At 60.5% G+C, this 22,683-nt stretch carries 18 protein-coding genes; 13 read left to right on the forward strand and 5 right to left on the reverse strand.

Annotated features, from left to right (window positions below):
* Nucleotides 1-63: 63 nt before the first annotated feature.
* From Q0V31_RS18730 to Q0V31_RS18750, 5 genes are all read left to right on the forward strand, one after another.
* Nucleotides 64-1,095, forward strand: coding sequence for an RnfABCDGE type electron transport complex subunit D (locus Q0V31_RS18730; protein ID WP_298190366.1), 1,032 nt, complete (start codon nt 64-66; stop codon nt 1,093-1,095).
* Between the two features lie 29 nt (nt 1,096-1,124).
* Nucleotides 1,125-1,739 (forward strand): electron transport complex subunit RsxG, encoded by a 615-nt coding sequence (gene rsxG, locus Q0V31_RS18735; RefSeq protein WP_298191142.1) that lies wholly within the window; start codon nt 1,125-1,127, stop codon nt 1,737-1,739.
* The gene (locus tag Q0V31_RS18740; protein WP_298190368.1) at nt 1,732-2,445 is read left to right on the forward strand and encodes an electron transport complex subunit E; all 714 of its coding nucleotides are present in this window, start codon (nt 1,732-1,734) and stop codon (nt 2,443-2,445) included. The genes rsxG and Q0V31_RS18740 overlap by 8 nt, the downstream gene beginning before the upstream one ends.
* On the forward strand, nt 2,442-3,080 hold the full coding sequence (gene nth / locus Q0V31_RS18745; RefSeq protein WP_298190370.1) for an endonuclease III: 639 nt from the start codon (nt 2,442-2,444) through the stop codon (nt 3,078-3,080). The genes Q0V31_RS18740 and nth overlap by 4 nt, the downstream gene beginning before the upstream one ends.
* A gap of 107 nt (nt 3,081-3,187) precedes the next feature.
* A complete protein-coding gene (locus Q0V31_RS18750) occupies nt 3,188-3,367 on the forward strand; it encodes a PA3496 family putative envelope integrity protein (RefSeq protein WP_298190372.1) in 180 nt (59 codons plus the stop codon).
* A gap of 61 nt (nt 3,368-3,428) precedes the next feature.
* Here the strand turns inward: Q0V31_RS18750 and gloA are convergent, their stop codons facing one another.
* From gloA to Q0V31_RS18765, 3 genes are all read right to left on the reverse strand, one after another.
* Complete coding sequence (gene gloA, locus Q0V31_RS18755) at nt 3,429-3,821, reverse strand: lactoylglutathione lyase (RefSeq protein WP_298190375.1); 393 nt, start codon at nt 3,819-3,821, stop codon at nt 3,429-3,431.
* A gap of 94 nt (nt 3,822-3,915) precedes the next feature.
* Entirely contained in the window at nt 3,916-5,133 is a 1,218-nt protein-coding gene (locus Q0V31_RS18760; RefSeq protein ID WP_298190378.1) for an argininosuccinate synthase, read from the reverse strand.
* A 130-nt stretch (nt 5,134-5,263) separates the two neighbouring features.
* Nucleotides 5,264-6,175, reverse strand: a complete 912-nt coding sequence (locus Q0V31_RS18765) for an OmpA family protein (RefSeq protein WP_298190380.1) — start codon at nt 6,173-6,175, stop codon at nt 5,264-5,266.
* A 205-nt stretch (nt 6,176-6,380) separates the two neighbouring features.
* Here Q0V31_RS18765 and pyrC point away from each other — a divergent pair, with 205 nt between their 5' ends.
* Both pyrC and rnt read left to right on the forward strand, forming a co-directional pair.
* Nucleotides 6,381-7,427, forward strand: a complete 1,047-nt coding sequence (gene pyrC / locus Q0V31_RS18770; protein ID WP_298190383.1) for a dihydroorotase — start codon at nt 6,381-6,383, stop codon at nt 7,425-7,427.
* Nucleotides 7,424-8,098 (forward strand): ribonuclease T, encoded by a 675-nt coding sequence (gene rnt / locus Q0V31_RS18775; RefSeq protein ID WP_298190387.1) that lies wholly within the window; start codon nt 7,424-7,426, stop codon nt 8,096-8,098. Before pyrC ends, rnt begins: the two co-directional genes overlap by 4 nt.
* A 95-nt stretch (nt 8,099-8,193) precedes the next feature.
* Here rnt and Q0V31_RS18780 read toward each other — a convergent pair whose 3' ends face one another.
* Entirely contained in the window at nt 8,194-13,035 is a 4,842-nt protein-coding gene (locus Q0V31_RS18780; protein WP_298190391.1) for an NAD-glutamate dehydrogenase, read from the reverse strand.
* A 173-nt stretch (nt 13,036-13,208) separates the two neighbouring features.
* Between Q0V31_RS18780 and Q0V31_RS18785 the strand changes: the two genes are divergently transcribed.
* From Q0V31_RS18785 to Q0V31_RS18810, 6 genes are read left to right on the forward strand one after another with little or no spacing between them, the layout of a single operon-like run.
* The gene (locus Q0V31_RS18785; protein WP_298190393.1) at nt 13,209-14,168 is read left to right on the forward strand and encodes a MoxR family ATPase; all 960 of its coding nucleotides are present in this window, start codon (nt 13,209-13,211) and stop codon (nt 14,166-14,168) included.
* A 5-nt stretch (nt 14,169-14,173) separates the two neighbouring features.
* The gene (locus Q0V31_RS18790; RefSeq protein WP_298190396.1) at nt 14,174-15,115 is read left to right on the forward strand and encodes a DUF58 domain-containing protein; all 942 of its coding nucleotides are present in this window, start codon (nt 14,174-14,176) and stop codon (nt 15,113-15,115) included.
* The gene (locus Q0V31_RS18795) at nt 15,112-15,606 is read left to right on the forward strand and encodes a DUF4381 domain-containing protein (RefSeq protein WP_298190399.1); all 495 of its coding nucleotides are present in this window, start codon (nt 15,112-15,114) and stop codon (nt 15,604-15,606) included. The genes Q0V31_RS18790 and Q0V31_RS18795 overlap by 4 nt, the downstream gene beginning before the upstream one ends.
* Complete coding sequence (locus Q0V31_RS18800) at nt 15,599-16,627, forward strand: VWA domain-containing protein (protein ID WP_298190402.1); 1,029 nt, start codon at nt 15,599-15,601, stop codon at nt 16,625-16,627. The genes Q0V31_RS18795 and Q0V31_RS18800 overlap by 8 nt, the downstream gene beginning before the upstream one ends.
* A complete protein-coding gene (locus tag Q0V31_RS18805; protein WP_298190405.1) occupies nt 16,624-18,393 on the forward strand; it encodes a VWA domain-containing protein in 1,770 nt (589 codons plus the stop codon). The genes Q0V31_RS18800 and Q0V31_RS18805 overlap by 4 nt, the downstream gene beginning before the upstream one ends.
* The gene (locus tag Q0V31_RS18810) at nt 18,390-20,030 is read left to right on the forward strand and encodes a BatD family protein (protein ID WP_298190408.1); all 1,641 of its coding nucleotides are present in this window, start codon (nt 18,390-18,392) and stop codon (nt 20,028-20,030) included. The genes Q0V31_RS18805 and Q0V31_RS18810 overlap by 4 nt, the downstream gene beginning before the upstream one ends.
* A gap of 293 nt (nt 20,031-20,323) precedes the next feature.
* Here Q0V31_RS18810 and Q0V31_RS18815 read toward each other — a convergent pair whose 3' ends face one another.
* On the reverse strand, nt 20,324-22,678 hold the full coding sequence (locus Q0V31_RS18815; protein ID WP_298190411.1) for an RND family transporter: 2,355 nt from the start codon (nt 22,676-22,678) through the stop codon (nt 20,324-20,326).
* Between the last annotated feature and the right edge of the window lie 5 nt (nt 22,679-22,683).

Raw genomic sequence — 22,683 nt, forward strand, 5'->3', positions numbered from 1 at the left:
CGGGTGAGTTACGCCGCTACGCGACTGACTCGCCCTACCACAGACTGTTCAACCGGAGCGTCAATGGCCCTGCCCCGCATCACCTCGCCCCATGCCAAGGGCAACAACCGTACTCAGCAGGTCATGCTGCAGGTGCTGCTGGCTGCCGTGCCAGGCATTCTGGCCATGACCTGGCTGTTTGGCATCGGCACCCTGATCAACCTGCTGTGGGCCAGCCTGTGTGCCCTGGGGTTCGAAGCGGCGATCCTCGCCTGGCGTAAGCGCCCTGTGGCGTTCTTCCTCAAGGACTACAGCGTACTGGTCACGGCCGTGTTGCTCGCCTTGGCCCTGCCGCCCTATTCACCCTGGTGGCTGACCCTGGTGGCCACCGGTTTTGCCGTCATTCTAGGCAAGCAGTTGTATGGCGGCCTGGGGCAGAACCCCTTCAACCCGGCCATGCTCGGCTATGTGGTGGTCCTAGTGTCCTTCCCCGTAGAGATGACCACCTGGCCAGCACCGCACAGTGTGGGGCTGCTTGACGGCCTGCAGCAGATTCTCGGCATCGCCAACCTGCCGGACGGCTGGGCTCAGGCCACGGCATTGGATGCGCTGAAAACCAACAAAAGCCTGACCATCGACGAACTGTGGGCGCAGAGCCCGGCCTTTGGCCGTTTGGGTGGCGCGGCCAGTGAAGCGGTTAACCTGGCCTTCCTGGCCGGCGGCCTGTACCTGCTGCACAAACGCCTGTTCACCTGGCATGCGCCGGTCGGCATGCTCGCGGCGCTGGGCATTATGAGCCTGCTGTTCTGGAATGGCTCGGGCTCGGACTCGCATGGTTCGCCGCTGTTTCACCTGCTGACCGGCGCGACCATGCTCGGTGCCTTCTTTATCGTTACCGACCCGGTTAGCGGTGCCACCAGCAACCTCGGCCGGCTGATTTTCGGCGTTGGTGTCGGCGTGCTGGTGTATGTCATTCGCGCCTGGGGCGGCTACCCGGACGCCGTGGCGTTCGCCGTGCTGTTGATGAACCTCGCAGCCCCTACCATCGACTACTACACGCGCCCCCGTACCTACGGCCATCGCAAGCCGACACGCGGCTTCAAGCTGGGAGAGTAACTGTGGCCCTACCTGAAATTAGTCGTTCAATGCTGAAAAACAGCCTGGTACTGGGCCTGTTTGCGATTGCCACCGTCGGCCTAGTGGCGGTACTGCAGCAATTCACTGCCGGGCGCATCGCCACCGCCGAGCGCGAAGCCCAAGTGCGCGCCCTCAGTGAGATCCTGCCGCACGGCAGCTATGACAACCATTTGCTGGACAACAGCATCGAGCTGCACGATCCGCTGCTGGGCAACAAATCGCCGCAAGCAGCCTATATCGCCCTGAAAGACGGTAAACCCAGCGCGATCATCCTGCGCGCCACCGCAGCCGACGGTTACAGCGGCGCGATCCAGCTGCTGGTCGGCATTCGGGTCGATGGCCGCCTCGCCGGTGTACGCGTGCTTAATCACCGGGAAACCCCAGGCCTGGGCGACAAGATCGAGCTGGCCAAGAGCGCCTGGATTCGCAGCTTTGACGGTAAATCCCTGAGCGCGCCTAGCAGCGATGGCTGGGCGGTGAAGAAGGATCGCGGCGAATTCGATCAGTTTGCCGGCGCCACCATTACCCCGCGCGCAGTGGTCAAAGCCGTGCACAAAGCCTTGCAGTATTTCGATGCCCATCAAGAGCAGCTGTTCGCAGCCCAGGTGAAGTCCAATGGCTAGTCCCAGCTACCGCGAAATCACAGTTAACGGCCTGTGGAAGAACAACCCGGCCCTGGTGCAACTGCTCGGTCTTTGTCCGCTGCTGGGGGTGAGTAACTCGGCGGTTAACGCCCTGGGGCTGTCGCTGGCCAGCGCCGTGGTACTGATCTGTTCCGGCACAGCGGTTTCCCTGGTGCGCGGCGTGGTTAACACCGCCGTTCGCCTGCCCGCCTTTGTGATGATCATTGCCGCCCTGACCACCTGCATCGAACTGCTGATGCAGGCCTTCACATACGAGCTGTACCAGATACTCGGCATCTTTATCCCGCTGATCACCACCAACTGCGTGATCCTCGGCCGCGCCGATGGCTTCGCCGCCAAACACGACCCGGCGCGCGCTGCCTACGACGGCCTGATGATGGGTCTGGGCTTCGGCGCTGTACTGGTGATGATCGGCGCATTGCGTGAGCTGCTCGGCACCGGTGCGGTGTTTGCCAACATGCACCTGCTGTTCGGCCCCATGGCCGCCGACTGGCAGCTCACCCTGATTGCCGAATACAAAGGCTTTCTGCTGGCCATCCTGCCGCCTGGCGCGTTTATCGTGCTGGGCTTGCTGATTGCCTGCAAAAACCGCGTGGACGAAGTCTTAGCCGAGCGAGCCAAAGCCCAGCAGGTGGCCGCACCGGTGCAGAGCCGTCGCGTACGGGTGACTGGAGTGATCGAGTGAACGCTGCCAAGCGCCTGGAAATCTTCCGTCGCCTGCACGAAGACAACCCGGAACCCAAGACCGAGCTGGCCTACAACTCGCCGTTCGAACTGCTGATTGCCGTCACGCTCTCGGCCCAGGCCACCGATGTCAGCGTCAACAAGGCCACGGCCAAGCTGTTCCCGGTGGCCAATACACCAGAGGCCATCTATGCCCTGGGCGTTGAAGGCTTGAGCGAGTACATCAAGACCATCGGCCTGTACAACAGCAAAGCCAAGAACGTCATCGAAACCTGCCGCTTATTGATTGAGCGCCACGGCAGCCAGGTGCCAGAAACCCGCGAGGAGCTGGAAGCCTTGCCCGGAGTAGGCCGTAAGACCGCCAACGTGGTGCTTAACACGGCGTTCCGGCAGCTGGCCATGGCAGTGGACACGCATATCTTCCGCGTCAGCAACCGCACCGGCATCGCCCCTGGCAAGAATGTCGTCGAGGTGGAAAACAAGCTGATGAAGTTCGTGCCCAAGCAATATCTTCTCGACTCACACCACTGGCTGATCCTGCACGGGCGCTACGTGTGCCAGGCGCGCAAGCCGCGCTGTGGCAGTTGCCGCATCGAAGACCTGTGTGAATACAAGCAGAAAACTTCTGACGATTGAGCAGCTATTCAGCGACTCAATGAGGCGATTGAAAAAAACTTTTTTACCCGCTCCGCTTTTGCGGCTATAAGGTGCGCAAATGGCCCTTGTAGCCTGGAGTGAGACTAATGAGCACTGATAAAGAAGATCTTGAGCTCGACGAAGATTTTGTGGCCGATGATGCCGATGACGTCGAGGCACCGGTTGAGATTGCCAAGACCAACCTGACCAAGCGCCGCATCATCGATAACCTGCTGGATGAACGTCGTCTGAACAGGCAACTGTCCGAATACGACTTTGACCTGTAAGCCAGCCAAACCAAAAAGCCCCGCAATGATGCGGGGCTTTTTTGTGGCTAACACCTAGGTATTAGTCGGCGCGCGACGGCGACAGCAGTTCAATCTTGTAGCCATCGGGGTCTTCAACAAAGGCCAAGATGCTGCTGCCATGCTTCATCGGGCCGGGCTCGCGGGTGATCTTGCCGCCACGCTGGCGAATGTCATCGCAGGCCTTGTACACATCAGCCACTTCCAGGGCGATGTGGCCATAGCCGCTGCCCAACTCGTAACTCTCCACACCCCAGTTATGCGTCAGTTCGATCACGCTGTTATGTGCTTCGTCACCATAACCGACGAATGCCAGGGTGAACTGCCCCTCCGGGTAGTCCTTGCGGCGCAACAGGGTCATGCCCAGCACTTCGGTGTAGAACGCGATGGATTTATCCATATCGCCGACGCGCAGCATGGTATGCAGCAGTCTCATTCAGTGTCTCCTCATCGTGCCCGCTATGCCGGGCTTATAAATGCAAACCCCGGCTTATGGCCGGGGTTTGGGGTGGCTCAGCTGCTCAAGTCTATCAGAGCATCTTGCGCCCTTTGCCGGCGGCAATACGCATACGCAGGGCATTGAGCTTGATAAAGCCCGCAGCGTCCTGCTGGTTGTAAGCACCGCCGTCTTCTTCAAAGGTGGCGATATTGGCGTCGAACAACGAATCATCGGACTTGCGCCCGGTGATGATCACGTTGCCTTTGTACAGCTTCATACGCACCACACCGTTCACGTTGGCCTGGGACGCGTCGATCATCTGCTGCAGCATCAGACGCTCTGGGCTCCACCAGAAACCGTTGTAGATCAGGCTGGCGTACTTAGGCATCAGCTCGTCTTTCAGGTGCGCGACTTCGCGGTCGAGGGTGATCGACTCGATGGCGCGGTGGCCTTTGAGCATGATCGTGCCGCCGGGGGTCTCGTAGCAGCCACGGGACTTCATGCCGACAAAGCGGTTCTCGACGATGTCCAGACGACCGATGCCGTTCTCGCCGCCGATGCGGTTCAGCTCAGCCAATACGGTGGCGGGGCTCATTGCCTTGCCGTCGATGGCGACGATGTCACCGGCGCGGTAGGTCAGCTCGATATAGGTTGCAGTGTCCGGCGCGGCCTCAGGGGAGACCGTCCACTTCCACATGTCTTCTTCGTGCTCGGTCCAGGTGTCTTCCAGCACGCCGCCTTCATAGGAGATGTGCAGCAGGTTGGCATCCATCGAGTACGGCGACTTCTTCTTGCCATGACGCTCGATCGGGATCGCATGCTTCTCGGCGTAGTCCATCAGCTTCTCGCGCGACAGCAGGTCCCACTCGCGCCATGGCGCAATCACTTTTACCCCCGGCTTGAGTGCGTAGGCACCGAGTTCGAAACGCACCTGGTCGTTACCTTTACCGGTGGCACCGTGGGAGATGGCGTCAGCGCCGGTCTCGTTGGCGATTTCGATCAAGCGCTTGGCGATCAGTGGACGCGCGATGGACGTGCCCAGCAGGTACTCGCCTTCATAGACGGTGTTGGCGCGGAACATCGGGTAAACGAAATCACGGACGAACTCTTCGCGCAGGTCGTCGATGTAGATTTCCTTGACGCCCATGGCCTGAGCCTTGGCGCGGGCCGGCTCGACTTCCTCACCTTGGCCGAGGTCAGCGGTGAAGGTCACCACTTCGCAGTTATAGGTATCTTGCAGCCACTTGAGGATCACGGAAGTGTCCAGGCCACCGGAATATGCCAGGACTACCTTGTTTACGTCGGCCATGCCATCAACTCCACGGGGTTGTGCGGGAAACCCGTGATTCTACTGCCCATGCCGTCTGATTTACAGAGGCGCGACAGCTTGTGACGACCACGCGACGGTTTATTGTTGGGCAACGGACGAACGACAGGCGCTAAGAAGTCGCGCCAGGATCAGCCGCTGCAGCCGCAGGAGCCGGCGGCACGGCGGCCTCAGGTACGCGCTCAAGGAGGATGCTTACCCGGCGATTTTTTGCCCGGTTGGCTTCCTTGTTATTGGGTACCAGCGGGTAACGCTCACCATGAAAACGCAGGGTGATCTGCTCGGCCGGAACTCCCCTGGCCTTGAAATACTCCATCACCGCCAGCGCCCGGCGGCGCGACAGGTCACGGTTGGTCAGGCGATTGCCGCTGTTATCGGCATGCCCATCGAGCTGGATGCGATTGACACTGGGGTCGGCCTTGAGAAAGTCCAGAATGATATCCAGCTTGGCTTGGGCCAATGGTTCAAGATCGACGCCGCCACCCGGAAAGCCCACCAGGCTTTTGCGCACCTGATCAAAGTTCACCGGCAGCAACTTGCTCGTGCACCCCAAATAGTCGCTGTAGGCTTTTTTAAACTTGGCCGGCAGCAAGCGCACTTCAACCGTCTCACCGCCCATTGCCGCGCGATGCCGCACAAGAGGGCTGCGTCCTTCAAGCAAACCGCTGAGCAAACGCACGCCCTGCTGTTGGGAGCTGTTAAACAACACTTCGGCCGGTACCACGCTGACCGAGCCGAGGTTGATATCGCCGCGTCCCGGCTGCCAAGGCGCAGCCGCCGCCAGCAAGGTCGCACTGCCGCTCCCCAGCCAGCGCTCGCGGGCTTTCAGACTGAACGTCACCTGCTCGCCAGCACGGCGCACAAATACCCCGGAACCGAAGTCGGTGATGGGCTGCGACAGACGGCACTCGAACTGATCGCCTTCGACCTGCCACTCGATCTTCTCCAGACGGGTCTGGAAGCTGATGGCAAGAACAGACTGGCTTGCCAGCAGGCACAGCACTGCGAGTGGATAGGGTCGCACGACAGACTCCAGTGGATACGGCTTACCTCTTTTCTATCGGTGACAACCTGGAAAACTTGAGAACAGGGTTATGCCTATTGCCCACGCATCGACGCCGCACAGCCCAAACTCCAGTCAGCTTTGCCCGATTGAGCCGCTTTCAACGTGCTGCCAAGGGCCTTTTCCGGTAGCATTCTCGTCACGTTTTGCCCGCCTGGAAGCTTCCATGACCGACCGCCTTACCCTGCTGCGTCCTGACGACTGGCACATCCACCTGCGTGACGGTAACGTGCTACCGCACACCGTCGCTGATGTAGCCCGCACCTTTGGCCGCGCCATCATCATGCCTAACCTGGTGCCGCCCGTGCGCAACGCCAGTGAAGCCGACGCTTACCGCCAGCGCATTCTCAGCGCTCGCCCAGCCGGCAGCCATTTTCAGCCGTTAATGGTGCTGTACCTCACCGATTTGACCCAGCCAGACGATATTCGCAACGCCATGGCTTCAGGTTTCGTACATGCAGCCAAGCTCTATCCGGCGGGCGCCACCACCAACTCGGATTCCGGCGTAACCAGTATCGACAAGATTTTCCCGGTGCTCGAAACCATGGCCGAAGTGGGCATGCCGTTGCTGGTGCACGGTGAAGTAACGCGCAGCGAGATCGATATATTCGATCGCGAGAAGGCCTTTATCGACGAACACCTGACCCGTGTGGTTGAGCGTTTCCCGAGCCTTAAAGTGGTCTTCGAGCACATCACCACCCGCGATGCAGTGGAGTTCGTGCAGAGTGCTCCGGCCAACGTTGGTGCGACCATCACCGCCCACCACTTGCTGTACAACCGCAACCACATGCTGGTTGGCGGTATTCGTCCGCACCTCTTTTGCCTGCCAGTCCTCAAGCGCAACATCCATCAGGAAGCCTTGCTGGATGCGGCCACCAGCGGCAACGCCAAGTTCTTCCTCGGCACCGACTCGGCCCCGCACGCCAAGCACGCCAAGGAAGCCGCCTGCGGCTGCGCTGGTTGCTACAGCGCCTATGCGGCGATTGAGCTGTATGCCGAAGCCTTCGAGCAGCGCAATGCGCTGGATAAACTGGAAGCCTTTGCCAGCCTCAACGGCCCGGATTTCTACGGCTTGCCGCGTAACAGCGACCGCATCACCCTGGTCCGTGAAGACTGGACAGCCCCTGCCAGCTTGCCCCTAGGCGAGCAAATCGTTATCCCCCTGCGCGCCGGTGAAACCATGCGCTGGCGTCTGCTGGAGAATCAAGCGTGAGTGAAGACCTGTATGACGACGAGCCCGAGAGCAACAGCCACTCAGGCCCGCGCCACCCAATGGCCGCACGCTTTCGTGGCTACCTGCCGGTAGTCGTGGATGTGGAAACCGGTGGTTTTAACTGCGCCACCGACGCCCTGCTGGAAATTGCTGCCACCACCATTGGCATGGACGAAGGCGGCTTCCTCTATCCGGAGCACACCCAGTTTTTCCGTGTTGAGCCGTTTGCCGGCGCCAATATTGAGCAGGCCGCGCTGGACTTCACCGGGATCAAACTTGATCACCCTTTGCGCATGGCCGTGAGCGAAGAGCACGCCCTGACGGAAATTTTCCGCAGCCTGCGCAAGTCGCTGAAAGCCAACAGCTGCAAACGGGCAATCTTGGTCGGCCATAACAGCAGCTTCGACCTCGGCTTCCTCAATGCTGCCGTGGCCCGCACCGGCATCAAGCGTAATCCGTTCCACCCGTTCTCCAGCTTCGACACCGCTACCCTGGCCGGCCTTGCCTATGGCCAGACCGTGCTGGCCAAGGCCTGCCAGGCGGCCGGCATCGATTTCGACGGCAAGGAAGCACACTCCGCCCGTTACGACACCGAGAAGACTGCCGAGCTGTACTGCGGCATCGTCAATCGCTGGAAGGAGATGGGCGGCTGGATGGACTTCGACGATTAGCATTCGCTGATTAGCGAGCCGCATAAAAAAGCCCCGCATCTGCGGGGCTTTTTTATGCGTTAAGCCGGCGCAGGCCAGGCCTGCGCCGATCCCTCTTAAGCGCTTTGCGCCAGGTCCATCAGCTCACGATTGGCCACCGCATACATGGCGTAATCGGTCGCCGTGGCAGCACGCAACTCACCGAGCATAAGCTTCCAGCGATCTACCAAGCGACGATGCTGATCCAGCCACACGCCGACCCGCTCTTCGATATCCGCCGGCCCTTCGGCCATTTGCAGCACTGATACGGTAATCGCCCGCTGCTGCCAGTCCAAGTCATCGCGGAAGGCTTCACGGGCCAGCGCTTGCCAGTTGTTTTCCACCGGCAGACCACTGATCTGCTGCAGGTACCAGGACAACTCCAGAGAACCGCCCATCGTGAAGTAGGCAGCCGCCACACGAGCAGGCTCCTGCCCAGTCACATCCGACGCTTCGATAATCGGCAACAGGGTGTACAGGTGGCTAGTGCCAGCCACCACCCGCGCCAACTCTTCCGGCACACCGGCCTCGACATACCCCTGGAATCGCGCCAGCCACTGCTCGCGAGCAGGGCCTTCGAGCAGCTCATCCAGGCACCCAACCAGGGCTTCGATACGCGGTGCAAAGTGCGCCACATCGCGGGCCGCATCCAGATCATTGCGCCGACTGCGCAGGAACCAGCGAGTAGCCCGGCGCCCCAGACGCATCAACTCATCCATCAGTTGCAGCTGCAACTCAGCCGGCACCTTGGAGTCCAGCGCCTCAATCTGCTGCCACCAATGCGGCAGACGGAACAGGTCACGCACGATCACATAAGCACCCGCGACATTCGCCGCGCTCATACCGGTGGACTCCTTCAAGCGTTGCACGAAGGTAATGCCCATGTGGTTGACCAGATCGTTGGCGATCTGCGTGCTGACGATTTCGCGCTTGAGTCGATGGCGACGCATCGGCTCACCGAACTTCTCCGCCAGCAGCGGCGGGAAGGCGGTTTCCATCTCCCGCGCCAGGTACTCGTCATCCGGCACCCGCGATTTGAGCAGTGACTCTTTCAGGTCGATCTTGCTGTAGGAAATCAACACCGACAGCTCAGGACGGGTCAAACCTTGCCCTTTAGCCGCACGCTCATTGAGCTCGTCGTCGGTGGGTAGAAACTCCAGAGCACGGTCCAACTTGCCAGCAGTTTCCAGCGCCGACATCAGCCGCTTGTACTCACCGCCCCGCTCGCGCGCACGGCGCTCGGCCAGTGACAGCGCCTGGGTTTGTTTGTAGTTGTTGCCCAACACCAGGCCGCTGACGGCGTCGGTCATGTCCACCATCAGCTTGTTACGCTGCTTGCCGGTCATATCACCCGCGGCAACGATTTCCCCGAGCAGGATCTTGATATTCACTTCGTGGTCAGAGCAGTCAACACCACCGGCGTTGTCGATAAAGTCGGTGTTGCTCTTGCCGCCATTAAGACCGTATTCGACGCGCCCCAGCTGGGTCATGCCGAGGTTACCGCCCTCACCCAGCACTTTGGCACGCAGTTCGCGGCCGTCTACACGCAGCAAATCGTTGGCCTTGTCGCCGACATCGGCGTGGCTTTCCTTGCTGGATTTAACGTAGGTGCCAATGCCGCCGTTCCACAGCAGGTCGACCGGCGCTTTGAGCAAGGCATTGAGCAGCTCATTCGGCGCCAGCTTGTCGGCGCTGATATCAAAGCGCTCTTTCATCTGTGCGCTGATCGGAATGCTCTTGGCGCTGCGCAGGAAGATCCCACCGCCGGCCGAAATCAGCTTGGCGTCGTAATCGGTCCAGCTGGAGCGCGGCAGATCGAATAGGCGCTGACGCTCGACAAAGCTCTTGGCGGCGTCCGGGTTAGGGTCGATAAAGATGTGCATGTGGTTGAAGGCTGCCACCAGCTGCAGGCTTTCCGAGAGCAACAGGCCGTTACCAAACACGTCACCGGCCATATCGCCGATACCGATCACCGTAACGTTGTCCTTCTGCACATCGATACCGCGCTCGCGGAAGTGGCGCTGCACCGACACCCACGCGCCCTTGGCGGTAATGCCCATGCCTTTGTGGTCGTAACCGGCCGAGCCGCCCGAAGCGAACGCATCGTCTAGCCAGAAGCCGTAGTCGGCGGCAATGCCGTTGGCGATGTCGGAGAAGGTCGCGGTGCCTTTGTCGGCGGCCACCACCAGATAAGGATCGTCGCCGTCGTGGCGCACGACATTCTGCGGCGGCACCACGACGCCCTCTTTGAGGTTGTCGGTGATATCCAGCAAGCCACTGATAAAGATGCGGTAGCAGGCGATGCCTTCCGCCAGCACGTCATCGCGGGTGCCTGCGAGCGGCAGACGGCGCGGCACAAAGCCGCCCTTCGCACCCATCGGCACGATGACGGCGTTCTTCACCTGCTGGGCTTTAACCAGGCCGAGTACTTCGGTACGGAAGTCTTCCTCGCGGTCCGACCAACGCAGGCCGCCACGGGCGACGTCACCGAAGCGCAGGTGCACACCTTCAACCCGCGGCGAATATACGAAAATTTCAAACTTCGGCGTCGGTCGTGGAATATCCGGAATGGCGCGCGGGTTGAGCTTGAAGCTGAAGTAGGCTTTGTGCTGCCCGGCCGCATCGGTCTGGTAGAAGTTGGTGCGCAGGGTGGCTTTGATCAGGTCGAGGTAGCGGCGCAGGATGCGGTCTTCGTTGAGTACGGCGACGTTATCCAGGGCCGCCAGAATCGCCTGTTCAAGCTTCTGCTGCTTGTCTTCCAGGTCATCGGCGGTGAGCTTGCGGGCCAAATAGAAGCGCGTCTTGAACAGACGCACCAGTTCCTTGGCGATATTCGCGTGATTGACCAGGGTGCCGGCGATGTAACTCAAGTCGAAGCCCAGACGAATCTGCTTGAGGTAGCGCGCATAGGCACGCAGCAACGCCACATCGCGCCACGGCATGGCGGCCATCAGCACCAGACGGTTGAAGCCATCATTCTCTGCCGCGCCGCCGACGATATTGACGAAGGCGTCCTGCAAGGTGTCGTTGAGCTGCTGGATGTCGACATCTAGGCCTTCGGCATAGGTGAAGGCAAAGTCATGGATCCAGAACTCGCGACCATCGGCGCGGCGCAGCTTGTAGGGGAACTCGCCAAGCACGCGCAGACCGAGGTTTTCCAGGATCGGCAGCACGTCTGACAGCGGCAGCGGCGTGTCAGCGTGGTAGAGCTTGCAGTGCAACTGCTGCTGCCCCTGGGTCAGTGGCTGATAAAAGCTCATCACCAGTTGCCGCTCAGTGTTCAGGCTGAGCAGGTGCTGCATGTCCACCACCGCCGAATGCGGGGCAAAACGCTCGCGGTAGCCCGCCGGAAAACCGTCCAGGTACTCACTCAACACTTCAGTGCCTTGCGCCTCGCCGAGGCTTTCCACCATCAAACTGGTGTAATCATCCTTCCACGAGCGGCAGGCCTGGATCACTTCTTTTTCCAGGCGCGCGGGGTCGATCTGCACGCGATTCTTCGGGTCGACCTTGAGAATGAACTGCACCCGCGCCAGTACCGACTCGGAGAAAAAGGTCCAGAACTCGCAATCAATCCCCTGCAGACGCTCCATCAGTACCTGCTGGATTTTCAGGCGGGTCTCGGTGGAATACACATCTCGCGGCACATAGGCCAGGCAATAGCAGAAGCGCCCATAAGGATCGCGGCGCAGGAACACGCGAATCTTGTTGCGCTCCTGAATCTGCACGATGGCCATGGTGGTGTTGAACAACTCATCCACCGAGGTCTGGAACAGGTCGTCACGCGGCAGTACTTCCAGCACCTGAGCCAGTTCTTTGCCCAAGTGCGCGCTGCTATCAAAACCCGAGCGCTGCTCAATGACGGCAATCTTGCGGCGGATATAGGGGATGTTCCACACGCTCTCGGCATACACCGATGAGGTGTACAGGCCCATAAAGCGGCATTCCTTGATGACCTTGCCGGTGCTGTCCAGTTCACGAATCGACACCAGATCAGGATAGGCCGGACGGTGAACACGGCTCGGCACAGCGGCCTTGGCAAACGACAGCAACTGCGCCTCACGCAGGTAACTGACCGCCTCCGGCTCGATGTGCGTGTCATCCGCCTTCAGCCCCGCACGCAGGCTTTTAGACAGGCCCAGCAGGGATTTCTCGTCATACACTACAGTGCCACCAGCGGCGCTGTCGGCCACGGTGAACTCTTCATAGCCGAGGAAGGTGAAGTGGTCATCGAGCAACCAGCTCATAAACACCTTGACCTCTTCCAGCTCGGCGCCCTCAACCTTGAGCTTGGCCTTATCCAGCCAGGCCCGCAGCTCCTTGGCCTTGGCCTTCATTGGCTGGAAATCCGCCACACTCAGGCGTACATCGCTAAAGACGTCTTGCAGGGCTTTGCTCAGCGTCTTCAGTTCGCCGGCGCTGGAGCAGCGATCGATCTCCAGGAACATCAGCGCTTCTTGCTGGACGCCTTCGCCCTGGGCACCTTTGGGCAGGATTTCCTGCAGCTCGCCGCTTTTGTTACGGCGCACGCTGAACACGCTGTTCTGCAAGGTGTGGATGCTGTAACCACGCCGGTTTAGCTCCATGCGCACCGAGTCGACCAGGAAGGGGATATCGCTGTGCAGAACTTCCACGGCGGTGTGGGTGGACTGCCAGCCGTGCTTCTCATAATCGGGGTTGAAGACCCGCACCTCAGGCTTGCTCGGTTCAAAACGCTCCAGCACCCGCCAGGACGACAAGGTGCAGCCGACCAGATCAGAGAGGCGACGCTGGGTCAGCTCCTCAAGGGCGATGATGCCGAAGAATTGCTCGGCGAACAGGGCTACTTGTGGCAAGGCCTGTTCGCTGACGTGCTGCGCCAGCGCCGTTTGCAGGTGATGCTGAAAATCGGCTTTGCTGGCCGCCGTAAAGAACGCCATGGGTGTGCTCCATTTGGCTTGTGATTCGACTAGGGGCAGCCGCGAAAAGGACCTTCGCCACAACCTTGTTGTTCAACGTTAGTCTAGGAGGTAGCGATTGCATTAAAGTGGCTGCCTCTTAACTCTGGCGAGTCTCACGACCCGCTGGTCACATTTGCCGGATGAGCTTAACGATGGAACACCGTGAAGCGCTTATCGCGCTGCGACATTTTCTTTCAAGCCAGATCCTCGGCCAGGAAAAACTCATCGAAAGGCTGCTGATTGCCTTGCTCGCTGATGGCCACATGCTGGTTGAGGGCGCTCCCGGCCTGGCCAAGACCAAGGCGATCAAGGAGTTGGCGGAAGGCATCGAAGCCGAGTTTCACCGCATCCAGTTCACCCCGGATCTGCTCCCGGCCGACATCACCGGCACCGAGATTTACCGTCCGGAAACCGGCAGTTTCGTGTTTCAGCAGGGGCCGATCTTCCACAATTTGGTACTGGCCGATGAGATCAACCGCGCGCCGGCCAAAGTGCAGTCCGCGCTGCTCGAAGCCATGGCCGAGCGCCAGGTCAGCGTGGGCCGTAGCACCTATCACCTGTCGCCACTGTTTTTAGTGATGGCCACGCAGAACCCGATTGAGCAGGAAGGCACTTACCCGCTGCCCGAAGCCCAGCTCGACCGCTTCCTGATGCACGTAAAGATCGGCTTCCCGGACGCCAGCGTAGAACGCAAGATTCTCGCCCAGGCCCGTGGCGAAGCGCTTAACGGCGAAACCAAGCCTGAGCAGCTGGTCAGCCAGCAGGCGATCTTTGCCGCCCGCCAGGAAATCCTCGGTCTGTACATGGCCGACGCGGTGGAGGAATACCTGGTGCAGCTGGTGATGGCCTCGCGCACGCCGGCCAAGTTCGACCCGGAACTGGCCGAGTGGATCGCCTACGGCGCCAGCCCACGCGGCTCGATCGCCCTGGACCGCTGCGCCCGTGCGCATGCCTGGCTGGCCGGGCGTGACTTCGTCAGCCCGGAAGACATTCAAGCGGTGCTGTTCGATGTACTGCGTCACCGCATCATCCTGTCGTTCGAGGCGGAAGCCGCCGGCATCGATCAGGACCGCGTGGTGCAACGTATTCTCGACGTCGTGGCGGTCGCCTAAACGCCATGCACGACCAACCCTCGCAGCCCGGCATTCGCGTCAGCCTCGGTGAACTGATCGAGATGCGTCACCGTGTGCGTGAAGTGCATCTGTTTTCCACTCCCGCGCAGCGCAGCCCACTGATTGGCCTGCACCATTCAAAACTGCGCGGGCGTGGTGTGGACTTCGACCAAGTGCGGGTTTACCAGGCGGGCGACGATGTCCGCACCATCGACTGGCGGGTTACCGCGCGCACTCAGGAACCGCATACCAAGCTGTTCCACGAAGAACGCGAACGGCCGATCTACATCATGGTTGAACAGAGCAAGCGGCTGTTCTTTGGCTCCGGCCTGATGTTCAAGTCGGTACTCGCTGCCCAGGCTGCCAGCCTGATCGGCTGGGCGGCACTTGAGCACAATGACCGTATTGGCGGCCTGGTCTTCGGCGACCTGGAACACCACGAGATCAAACCACGGCGCAGTAAGCAGAGCCTGTTGCAATTGCTCAGCCGGCTGACCAAAGCCAACCAGGCCTTGAATACCGACAGCCAGGGTGAGCGCGACAGCTTTGGCCTGGCCCTGCGCCGTGCGCGCGAAGTGTTGCGCCCCGGCAGCCTGGTGGTGGTGCTATGTGATGAGCGCACACTCAACGACAGCAGTGAACAGCAATTGCAGCTGCTCGCACGGCATACTGACTTGCTGCTACTGCCGCTCTCCGACCCACTCGACCATGCGCTGCCCAATGCCGGCCTGCTGCGCTTTACCGAACAGGGCGCGCAACTGGAACTCGACACCCAGAACCCCGAGCTGCGTCAGGCTTACCGCAGCCTGGCCGACGCCCGCCAAGCGCGCTGGCAGCGCCTGGCGCAGAAACTTGGCGTGCCCCTGCTGCCACTGAGCACGCAAAGCGAAATGCTCGAGCAATTGCGTGAGCACCTGAACGCCCAGCGCTCGAGGAAAGCATTGTGAACCCGCTCGACCAACTCGAACCGCTGATCGCCCCGGCGGCCATCAGCTGGTGGCCGCCGGCACCGGGCTGGTGGTTGCTCGCGCTGCTACTGCCGTTGCTGCTGTGGGGCGGCTTCACGTTGCTCAAACGCCTGCCGCGCAAAGCCACCGACTCCTCGAGCGATGCACCACTCGATCCCTTGCGCCAGGCCGCATTGATCGAACTCGAACAGCTGAAAAAACCCTACGACGGTGTCGATGCCGGGCCCTGGCTGCAACAGCTCAACGCCATCCTCAAACGCCTGTGTCGCGAGCGTTATCCACAAAGCCACAGCCACGTCCTCAGCAGCCGAGCCTGGCTGGCCTTTCTCGACAGCCGCTGCCCAGCCGCCGGCCTGACGCGCTGGATGATTCTGGTCGAAGGGGCCTACCGAGCGCACTGCAGCCTGGATGACAAAGCCATCGCTGGCCTTAATCAGGCCGTGTCGATCTGGATTCGTAAACATGTTTGAGTTTGCCTGGCTGTGGATATTCCTTCTCGCGCCCCTGCCCTGGCTGCTACGCGCCTGGCTACCGCCGGCGGACAGCGGCGAAGCGGCCCTGAAAGTCAGTTTTCTGGCTGAACTGGAAAACCTCAGCGGCCGCCGCGCCCGCCCACGCCTGCCAGCCATGCGCCAACAGGTGCCGTTTGCGCTGATCTGGTTCTTGCTGCTGCTCGCGTGCGCGCGCCCGCAATGGCTTGGCGAGCCATTGCCGTTGCCCGCCAGTGGTCGCGACCTGTTGCTAGCCGTGGATGTATCCGGCTCGATGGATTACGCCGACATGACATGGGAGGATCAGGAGGTCAGCCGCCTGACCCTGGTCAAACACTTGCTGGGCGAGTTTATCGACGGCCGCCAGGGCGATCGCGTCGGTCTGATCCTGTTTGGCAGCCGCGCCTACCTGCAGTCGCCGCTGACCTTCGACCGGCAGACCGTGCACACCTGGCTGGATGAAGCACAAAAGAATATTGCCGGACCGCAAACCGCCATTGGTGATGCCATTGGTCTGGCGGTGAAACGCCTACGCGAACGTCCGGCGCAAAGTCGGGTGCTGGTTCTGGTCACAGATGGGGCCAACAACGGCGGTGAGATCGACCCGATGACTGCCGCTCGCCTCGCCGCCGCGGAAGGCATAACGATCTACCCGATCGGCATCGGTGCCGACCCCGAACAAGGCGGTGTACTCGGCATGCTCGGCTTCAACCCCGGTATCGACCTGGATGAGCCGGGCCTGCGCGCGATTGCCGATGCCACCGGCGGTGAATACTTCCGCGCCCGTGACAGCAAGGAGCTGCAGGCCATCGAAGCCACTCTGGATCGCCTGCAGCCGGTGGCGCAGAAACCTACCCTGACGCGGCCGACCCTGCCACTCTACCCCTGGCCGCTGGGCCTCGCCCTCCTGCTTAGCCTGCTGCTGGTCAGCCAAACACTCTGGCCAACCCGGCAACCACGCTGGCGCACCTGGCTGACCACTTGGGGTAAAGCGCCATGAGCGAACTAGCCAGCCTCTGGCCGCACTGGCAACGGCCCTTCTGGCTGCTACTGATACCGCTAGCGGGCGTGCTGCTGTGGAAACTCTGGCACCGGGAAAAGCGCAGCGGACGCTGGCAAGCGTTGTTGCCAAGCGCCTTCCATGCCGCGTTGCTAACGACTGGCAGCGGGCGTAACAGTCGCCTGCCCTGGCTGGCCCTTGGCCTGGCTTGGTTACTGGCACTGCTGGCACTACTCGGGCCGAGCTGGCAGCGGGTCGAACAACACAACCCAAAGCCTGCGGATCCGCTGGTGGTGCTGCTTGAGCTGACTCCGCAGATGCTTGCCAGCGACGCCTCACCCAATCGCCTGGCCCAGGCTAAACACAAACTGCTCGACCTGCTGCAAGCCCGCCAGGACGCACAAACCGCCATCGTCGTGTATGCCGGCAGCGCGCACACCGTGGTACCGCTGTCCGACGACCTGTCCACCAGCCGCAACCTGCTCGACGCCCTCAACCCAGGGATCATGCCGGAGCCCGGCACACGCGCCGACCTGGCCGTGGCCAAGGCCCTGCAGCTGCTTGAGCAGGGTGCCCAAGGCAACGGTCGCTTACTGCTGCTGACCAGCGCCCTGAGCGAAATTGAGCGCCAGGCCATTGGCCAAGCACTCGGCCGTCGTGGCGATCGCTTACACATACTCGGTATCGGCAGCACCCAGGGCGCACCGATCATTCAGGAGGACGGCGCGTTCCTCAAGGATGCACAAGGTGCCATTCTGCTACCACGCCTGGACAGCAACGGCCTCAAACGCTTTGCCAATCAACTCGGCGGCCAATACCAGGGCGCAACCCTGGATGAGCACGACTTGCGTACCCTGGGCCTGCTGGACGCCCCCCTACAGGTGCGCCGTGACGGCGAGATGACCCGCCTGCAAGCCTGGGCCGATCAAAGCCACTGGTTACTGCTGCCGCTGCTGTTACTGGCGGCCTGCGCGGCGCGGCGCGGCTGGCTACTGTGCCTGCCGTTGTTGCTGTTGGGGCTACCGCAGAACAGCTACGCCTTCAGCTTTGAAGACCTCTGGCTACGCGCCGATCAACAAGGCCAGCGCCTGCTCGACGCGCAGCAACCGGCGGCGGCGGCGCAGCGCTTTAATGACCTGCGCTGGCAAGGCCAAGCCCTCTACCAAGCCGGCGAATACGCCGCTGCTGCCGAACGTTTCGCCAATGGTGAAACGGCCAGCGACCACTACAACCGTGGCAACGCCCTGGCGCGCAGCAATGAACTGGAAGCCGCCATAGACGCTTATACCCAGGCGCTGGAGTTGCAGCCTGACTTGGCCCAGGCAGAAAAAAATAAAACCTTGGTCGAAGCATTGTTGCAGCAAGCCCAGCAACAACAGGACCAGCCGGACACCGCAGAAGAACCCAGCGAGCAGCAGAATCAACCCGGAGCCCAGGCACAAGCCGGGCAGCCCAATCAGCAAGCCCCGCAACAGGCCGAGCAAGCGCCTGCGACCCAGGCAGAGTCGCAAGCAGAGCCTGATAATCAGGGCCAAAAACCCGCTCAACCCGACTCAGACGAAGCAGCGCATAGCACGCCACAGCAACCGCAAGAAGACCACAGCGACAGCCCTGAAGAGCAGCGCGCCAACGCCGAACCGGCCCTCGACGGCGAGCGTCGCCAGGCGTTGGAACAATGGTTGCGGCAGATCCCCGATGACCCGGGTGAATTGCTGCGACGTAAATTCAGGCTGGAACAACAACTGCGCCAGGAACAACTGCAATGAGCCGACTGCTCTGTACCCTTTTACTTAGCCTGCTGGCCATCAACGCCTACGCGCTAAGCCTGAACGCCACAGTTGACCGCACCCGCCTGAACGCCGGTGAAAGCGTAGAGCTGACCCTGGAATCAGAGGACGCCACGCTATTTGGCAAACCCGACCTGCAACCGCTCAATCAGCTGTTCGACGTGCTCGGCACCCGCCAGGTCAATCGCCTGAGCAACGGCAGCGGTGGCGCACAGGCCAGTACCCGCTGGATCATCACCCTGCAACCCAAGCACAGCGGTTATGTAGTGATCCCGCCACTGAGCCTCGCTCAACTGCAAAGCGCACCCATTACCCTGCACGTGCAAGAAACCACTAGCGCCGCTGACAACCGCCTGGCCCCGGTATTTATCGATGCCAGCCTGGATCAGGAAAGCGTTTACGTGCAGGCACAAAGCGTGTTGACGCTGCGCATCTACCATTCCGTTTCGCTTTACGACGACAGCAACCTGACCCCACTGGAGATGCCCCAGGCACGCGTTGAAGCCTTGGGTGAGCCGCGCACCTATGAGAAAGACATCAATGGTGTGCGTCATGGTGTCATCGAATTGCGCTATGCCATCTTTCCCCAGGAAAGTGGCGAGCTGCTGATCCCCGCGCAAGCCTTTACCGCCACAGCAGTTGATCGCTCGGCCAGTAACACTTACAACCCGTTCGGCCCACGCCCCGGCAAGGTTGTGCGGGTTAAATCGCCAGAAATCCCGCTGATGGTGAAAGCCAAACCAGCCAGCTACCCCGCCGATGCCCCCTGGCTACCGGCACGCGCGCTGAGCCTCAGTGAAGTGTGGAGCCCACAACCGGAAGACGCTCGCGTCGGCGACTCGCTGACCCGCAGCCTGCTGCTCAAGGCCGAAGGCCTGGCCAGTGCACAATTGCCGCCACTGCCGGCCACCCAAGCTGCCGGCTTGCGGCGCTACCCGGACCAACCACAGCTGGCCAATCAGGTCAGCGAAAATGGCTTGACGGGTAGCCGCGAAGAACGTGAAGCCCTGGTGGCCAATCGTGAAGGCATGATTGCCCTGCCGGCTGTTGAAGTGCGGTGGTGGAACACCCAGACCGATCAGCTGGAACACAGCAGCTTGCCAGCACGCAACCTACAAGTGGCCGCCAATCCAAACCTAGAAGCCCTGCCTGTTGCAGCCGAGCGCCCTGCCGTCAGCCAAGCTGCCGACGTACAGCTATGGCCCTGGCAGTTGAGCACTGGGCTGTTGGGGCTGACCACCCTACTCGGCTTTACGCTATGGTGGCGCGCCCGCCGTCAGCCTGCTGTACTGCCCAGCCAGCAAACAGGCCCGAGCCCGCGCAACCTGCTCGATGACCTCAAACGCACCTGCCTGGCAAACGATTCGCAAGCCACCCGCCATGCGCTCGATGCCTGGGCGCGCCAACAACCGGAAACCCTGGCGGATATGGCAGCGCGCTTTACCCCGCTGTCCGACGCCCTCGACGGCCTGAATGGCGCGCTCTACAGCGAAAGCGGTCAGCATTGGCAGGGTCGTAATCTATGGCTGGCAATCCGCAGCCTGCCCGCCACTGAAGACCTGGAAAGCACCGCCAATACAGACACCAGCACGCTGCCTCCACTCTACCCACGCTAACCGGCTGCATGGCGAGGCCAGCCAACAAGCCGAAGTGATCGGGCGTACGCTTGTTCTAGAGCGGTGTGTGTGGAGTCGCCTGACCTGCAAAACGGCGGGCCCACATAGCCCGCCAAGCGCTGGCTGGGTCATGGCGCAACTGACTGCACATAGGAACATCAGCACATAGCTCATGCCTATGCGCTCCGCCCTACATCGTCTAGCGGCTGCCTGGCTCAAGCCTTAGCGAGTAGACCCGCAATAAAAAACCGCGACCCTAGGGCCGCGGTTTTTAGTGTTGCCAGGTATCAGGCTTAGGCCTTGTTGCGCAGCTTCTCTGGATTGATCAGGAAGCGTGCCAGGGCAGGCAGCAGCCAGATCGCACCGATCATGTTCCAGAGGAACATAAAGGTCAGCATCAAGCCCATGTCAGCCTGGAACTTGATCGTCGAGAAGATCCAGGTGGCCACGCCGATTGCCAGACAGACGCCGGTGAACAGCACCGCTTTACCCGTCGACTTGAGCGTTTCGTAGTAAGCGTCCTGCAACGACAAACCTTGACGCAAGTAGGTTTCCAGGCGGCTGTAAATATAGATGCCGTAGTCGACACCAATACCAACACCCAAGGCGATTACCGGCAGAGTCGCCACCTTCACACCGATGCCCATATAGGCCATCAACGCGTTGCCCAGTACCGAAGTGAGTACCAGCGGCAGGATTACGCAAAGGGTGGCTGCCAGCGAACGGAAGGTCAGCAGGCACATGATGCTCACGGCCGCATACACCGCGATCAGCATGGTGGTTTCCGATGCTGCGATCACCTCGTTGGTGGCCGCCTCGATGCCTGCGTTACCCGCTGCCAAGACGAACTCAAGACCTTCCTGGTTGTTCTCCTTGGCAAAGTCTTCGGCGACATCAACCGCACGGGACAAGGTTTCTGCCTTGTGATCGGTAAGGAACACCAACACCGGGGCCACCGAACAATCACTGTTGTACAGGCCATCGGCCCGGGCAATGGAGTTGTTCAGCATGTCCTGATTGCGCGACAGGGTTTCCCACTTCAGGTTGCCCTCGTTCATGCCTTTGATCACCTGACGCGACACGGTGACCATGGAGATGGCCGACTGCACGCCTTCAGTGTTCTCCATCTTCCACATCAACTCGTCCATGGCCGACAGTGTCTGATAGGTCGAACACCCTTCAGATGCCGTCTTGACCATGATCACCAGCACATCGGAACTGGTGGAGTAGTTGCGGATGACGAAATCGTTATCCAGGTTGTAGCGCGAGTCCGGATGCAGCTCAGGCGCGCCTTGATCGAGGTCACCGATCTTCAGGTTCTGCCCGTACCACACGCCGCCAGCCAAGGCTGCGACAGCAACCACCACGGAAATCGGCGCCACCATCGGGTGCGCACACTTGGACAGAAAGCGCCAGAACGGGTGCTCCTTGGCCGCGTCCTCGCGGCTGATCCTCACTGCCTTCTTGCTGATGCCGATATAGGAAATCATCACTGGCAGCAGAATCAGGTTGGTCAGGATAATCACCGCCACACCCATGGATGCGCCGATGGCCAGTTCACGGATCACGCCGATATCGATCAGCAGCAGGGTGATAAAGCCCACGGCATCCGACAGCAACGCAACCAAACCTGGAATAAACAGCTGACGGAAGGCCATACGTGCCGCAGACAAGGGATCTGTCGCCTCACCCGAGGCCATGGCAATACCGTTGATCTTCTGCACGCCATGGGAAATACCAATGGCGAAGACCAGAAACGGTACCAGCATCGAATAGGGATCAAGCCCGAAGCCCAGGGTATGCAGCAAGCCCAGCTGCCAGACCACTGCGATCAGCGTAGTGACCACCACGGCCAGGGTGCTTTTGAAACAGTGGGTGAACCACAGCAGCAGCACAAAAGTGATCGCGATTGCCACGGCAAAAAACAGTGCTACGCCCATCAAACCATCGATCAGGTCGCCAACTTTTTTAGCGAAACCAATGATATGGATTTTGACGTTAGGATTCTGCGCCTGGTACTTGTCGCGGATCTTCTCTTCCAGTTCATGAGAGAACTTCTGGTAATCGAGAGGGATCTGTTTACTCATGTCATCAGGGTCGGCATAGGTTTCCAGCAGCGGCAAGTCGACGATGCTCGACTTGAAGTTGTTGGCGACCAATCGGCCAATCTGCCCAGACTTGAGAATATTACTGCGCAGCTCTTCCAGGCTATCCGAGGAGCCGTCATAGGTTTGCGGAATCACTTCACCGCCGGCAAAACCTTCCTCGGTCACTTCGGTCCAGCGCACGCTGGGGCTCCACAGTGACTTAAGACCAGAACGGTCGACACCTGGAATGTAGAAGGCTTCGTCGTTGATCAGACGCAGCGTCTCCATGTATTCCTTGGAGAAGATATCGCCATCCACCGCTTCCACCGAAATACGCACGGTGTTGCCGAGGTTGGCCAGGTCATTGCGATGCTCGAGCATCTTCTGAATATAAGGATGCCCCAGCGGAATCATCTTCTCGAAGCTGGTCTGTGGACGCACTTGCGACGCTTGGAAGAACAGAAACACACTGATCAACAAACACAGCAGAATCACGGCCGGACGATTATTGAAGATCAACCGCTCCAAGAAGGAGGCAGGTTGTTGTTGATGCTTACTCATGCAAA

Source organism: uncultured Pseudomonas sp., assembly GCF_943846705.1.
Classification (GTDB): Bacteria; Pseudomonadota; Gammaproteobacteria; order Pseudomonadales; family Pseudomonadaceae; genus Aquipseudomonas.

What these genes read in the sequence shown, in the direction of transcription:
- Q0V31_RS18730 (WP_298190366.1), top strand. Translation starts at nt 64, where the DNA reads ATGGCCCTGCCCCGCATCACCTCGCCCCATGCCAAGGGCAACAACCGT.
- rsxG (WP_298191142.1), top strand. Translation starts at nt 1,125, where the DNA reads ATGCTGAAAAACAGCCTGGTACTGGGCCTGTTTGCGATTGCCACCGTC.
- Q0V31_RS18740 (WP_298190368.1), top strand. Translation starts at nt 1,732, where the DNA reads ATGGCTAGTCCCAGCTACCGCGAAATCACAGTTAACGGCCTGTGGAAG.
- Q0V31_RS18750 (WP_298190372.1), top strand. Translation starts at nt 3,188, where the DNA reads ATGAGCACTGATAAAGAAGATCTTGAGCTCGACGAAGATTTTGTGGCC.
- gloA (WP_298190375.1), bottom strand. Translation starts at nt 3,821, where the DNA reads ATGAGACTGCTGCATACCATGCTGCGCGTCGGCGATATGGATAAATCC.
- Q0V31_RS18760 (WP_298190378.1), bottom strand. Translation starts at nt 5,133, where the DNA reads ATGGCCGACGTAAACAAGGTAGTCCTGGCATATTCCGGTGGCCTGGAC.
- pyrC (WP_298190383.1), top strand. Translation starts at nt 6,381, where the DNA reads ATGACCGACCGCCTTACCCTGCTGCGTCCTGACGACTGGCACATCCAC.
- Q0V31_RS18780 (WP_298190391.1), bottom strand. Translation starts at nt 13,035, where the DNA reads ATGGCGTTCTTTACGGCGGCCAGCAAAGCCGATTTTCAGCATCACCTG.
- Q0V31_RS18785 (WP_298190393.1), top strand. Translation starts at nt 13,209, where the DNA reads ATGGAACACCGTGAAGCGCTTATCGCGCTGCGACATTTTCTTTCAAGC.
- Q0V31_RS18790 (WP_298190396.1), top strand. Translation starts at nt 14,174, where the DNA reads ATGCACGACCAACCCTCGCAGCCCGGCATTCGCGTCAGCCTCGGTGAA.
- Q0V31_RS18800 (WP_298190402.1), top strand. Translation starts at nt 15,599, where the DNA reads ATGTTTGAGTTTGCCTGGCTGTGGATATTCCTTCTCGCGCCCCTGCCC.
- Q0V31_RS18805 (WP_298190405.1), top strand. Translation starts at nt 16,624, where the DNA reads ATGAGCGAACTAGCCAGCCTCTGGCCGCACTGGCAACGGCCCTTCTGG.
- Q0V31_RS18810 (WP_298190408.1), top strand. Translation starts at nt 18,390, where the DNA reads ATGAGCCGACTGCTCTGTACCCTTTTACTTAGCCTGCTGGCCATCAAC.
- Q0V31_RS18815 (WP_298190411.1), bottom strand. Translation starts at nt 22,678, where the DNA reads ATGAGTAAGCATCAACAACAACCTGCCTCCTTCTTGGAGCGGTTGATC.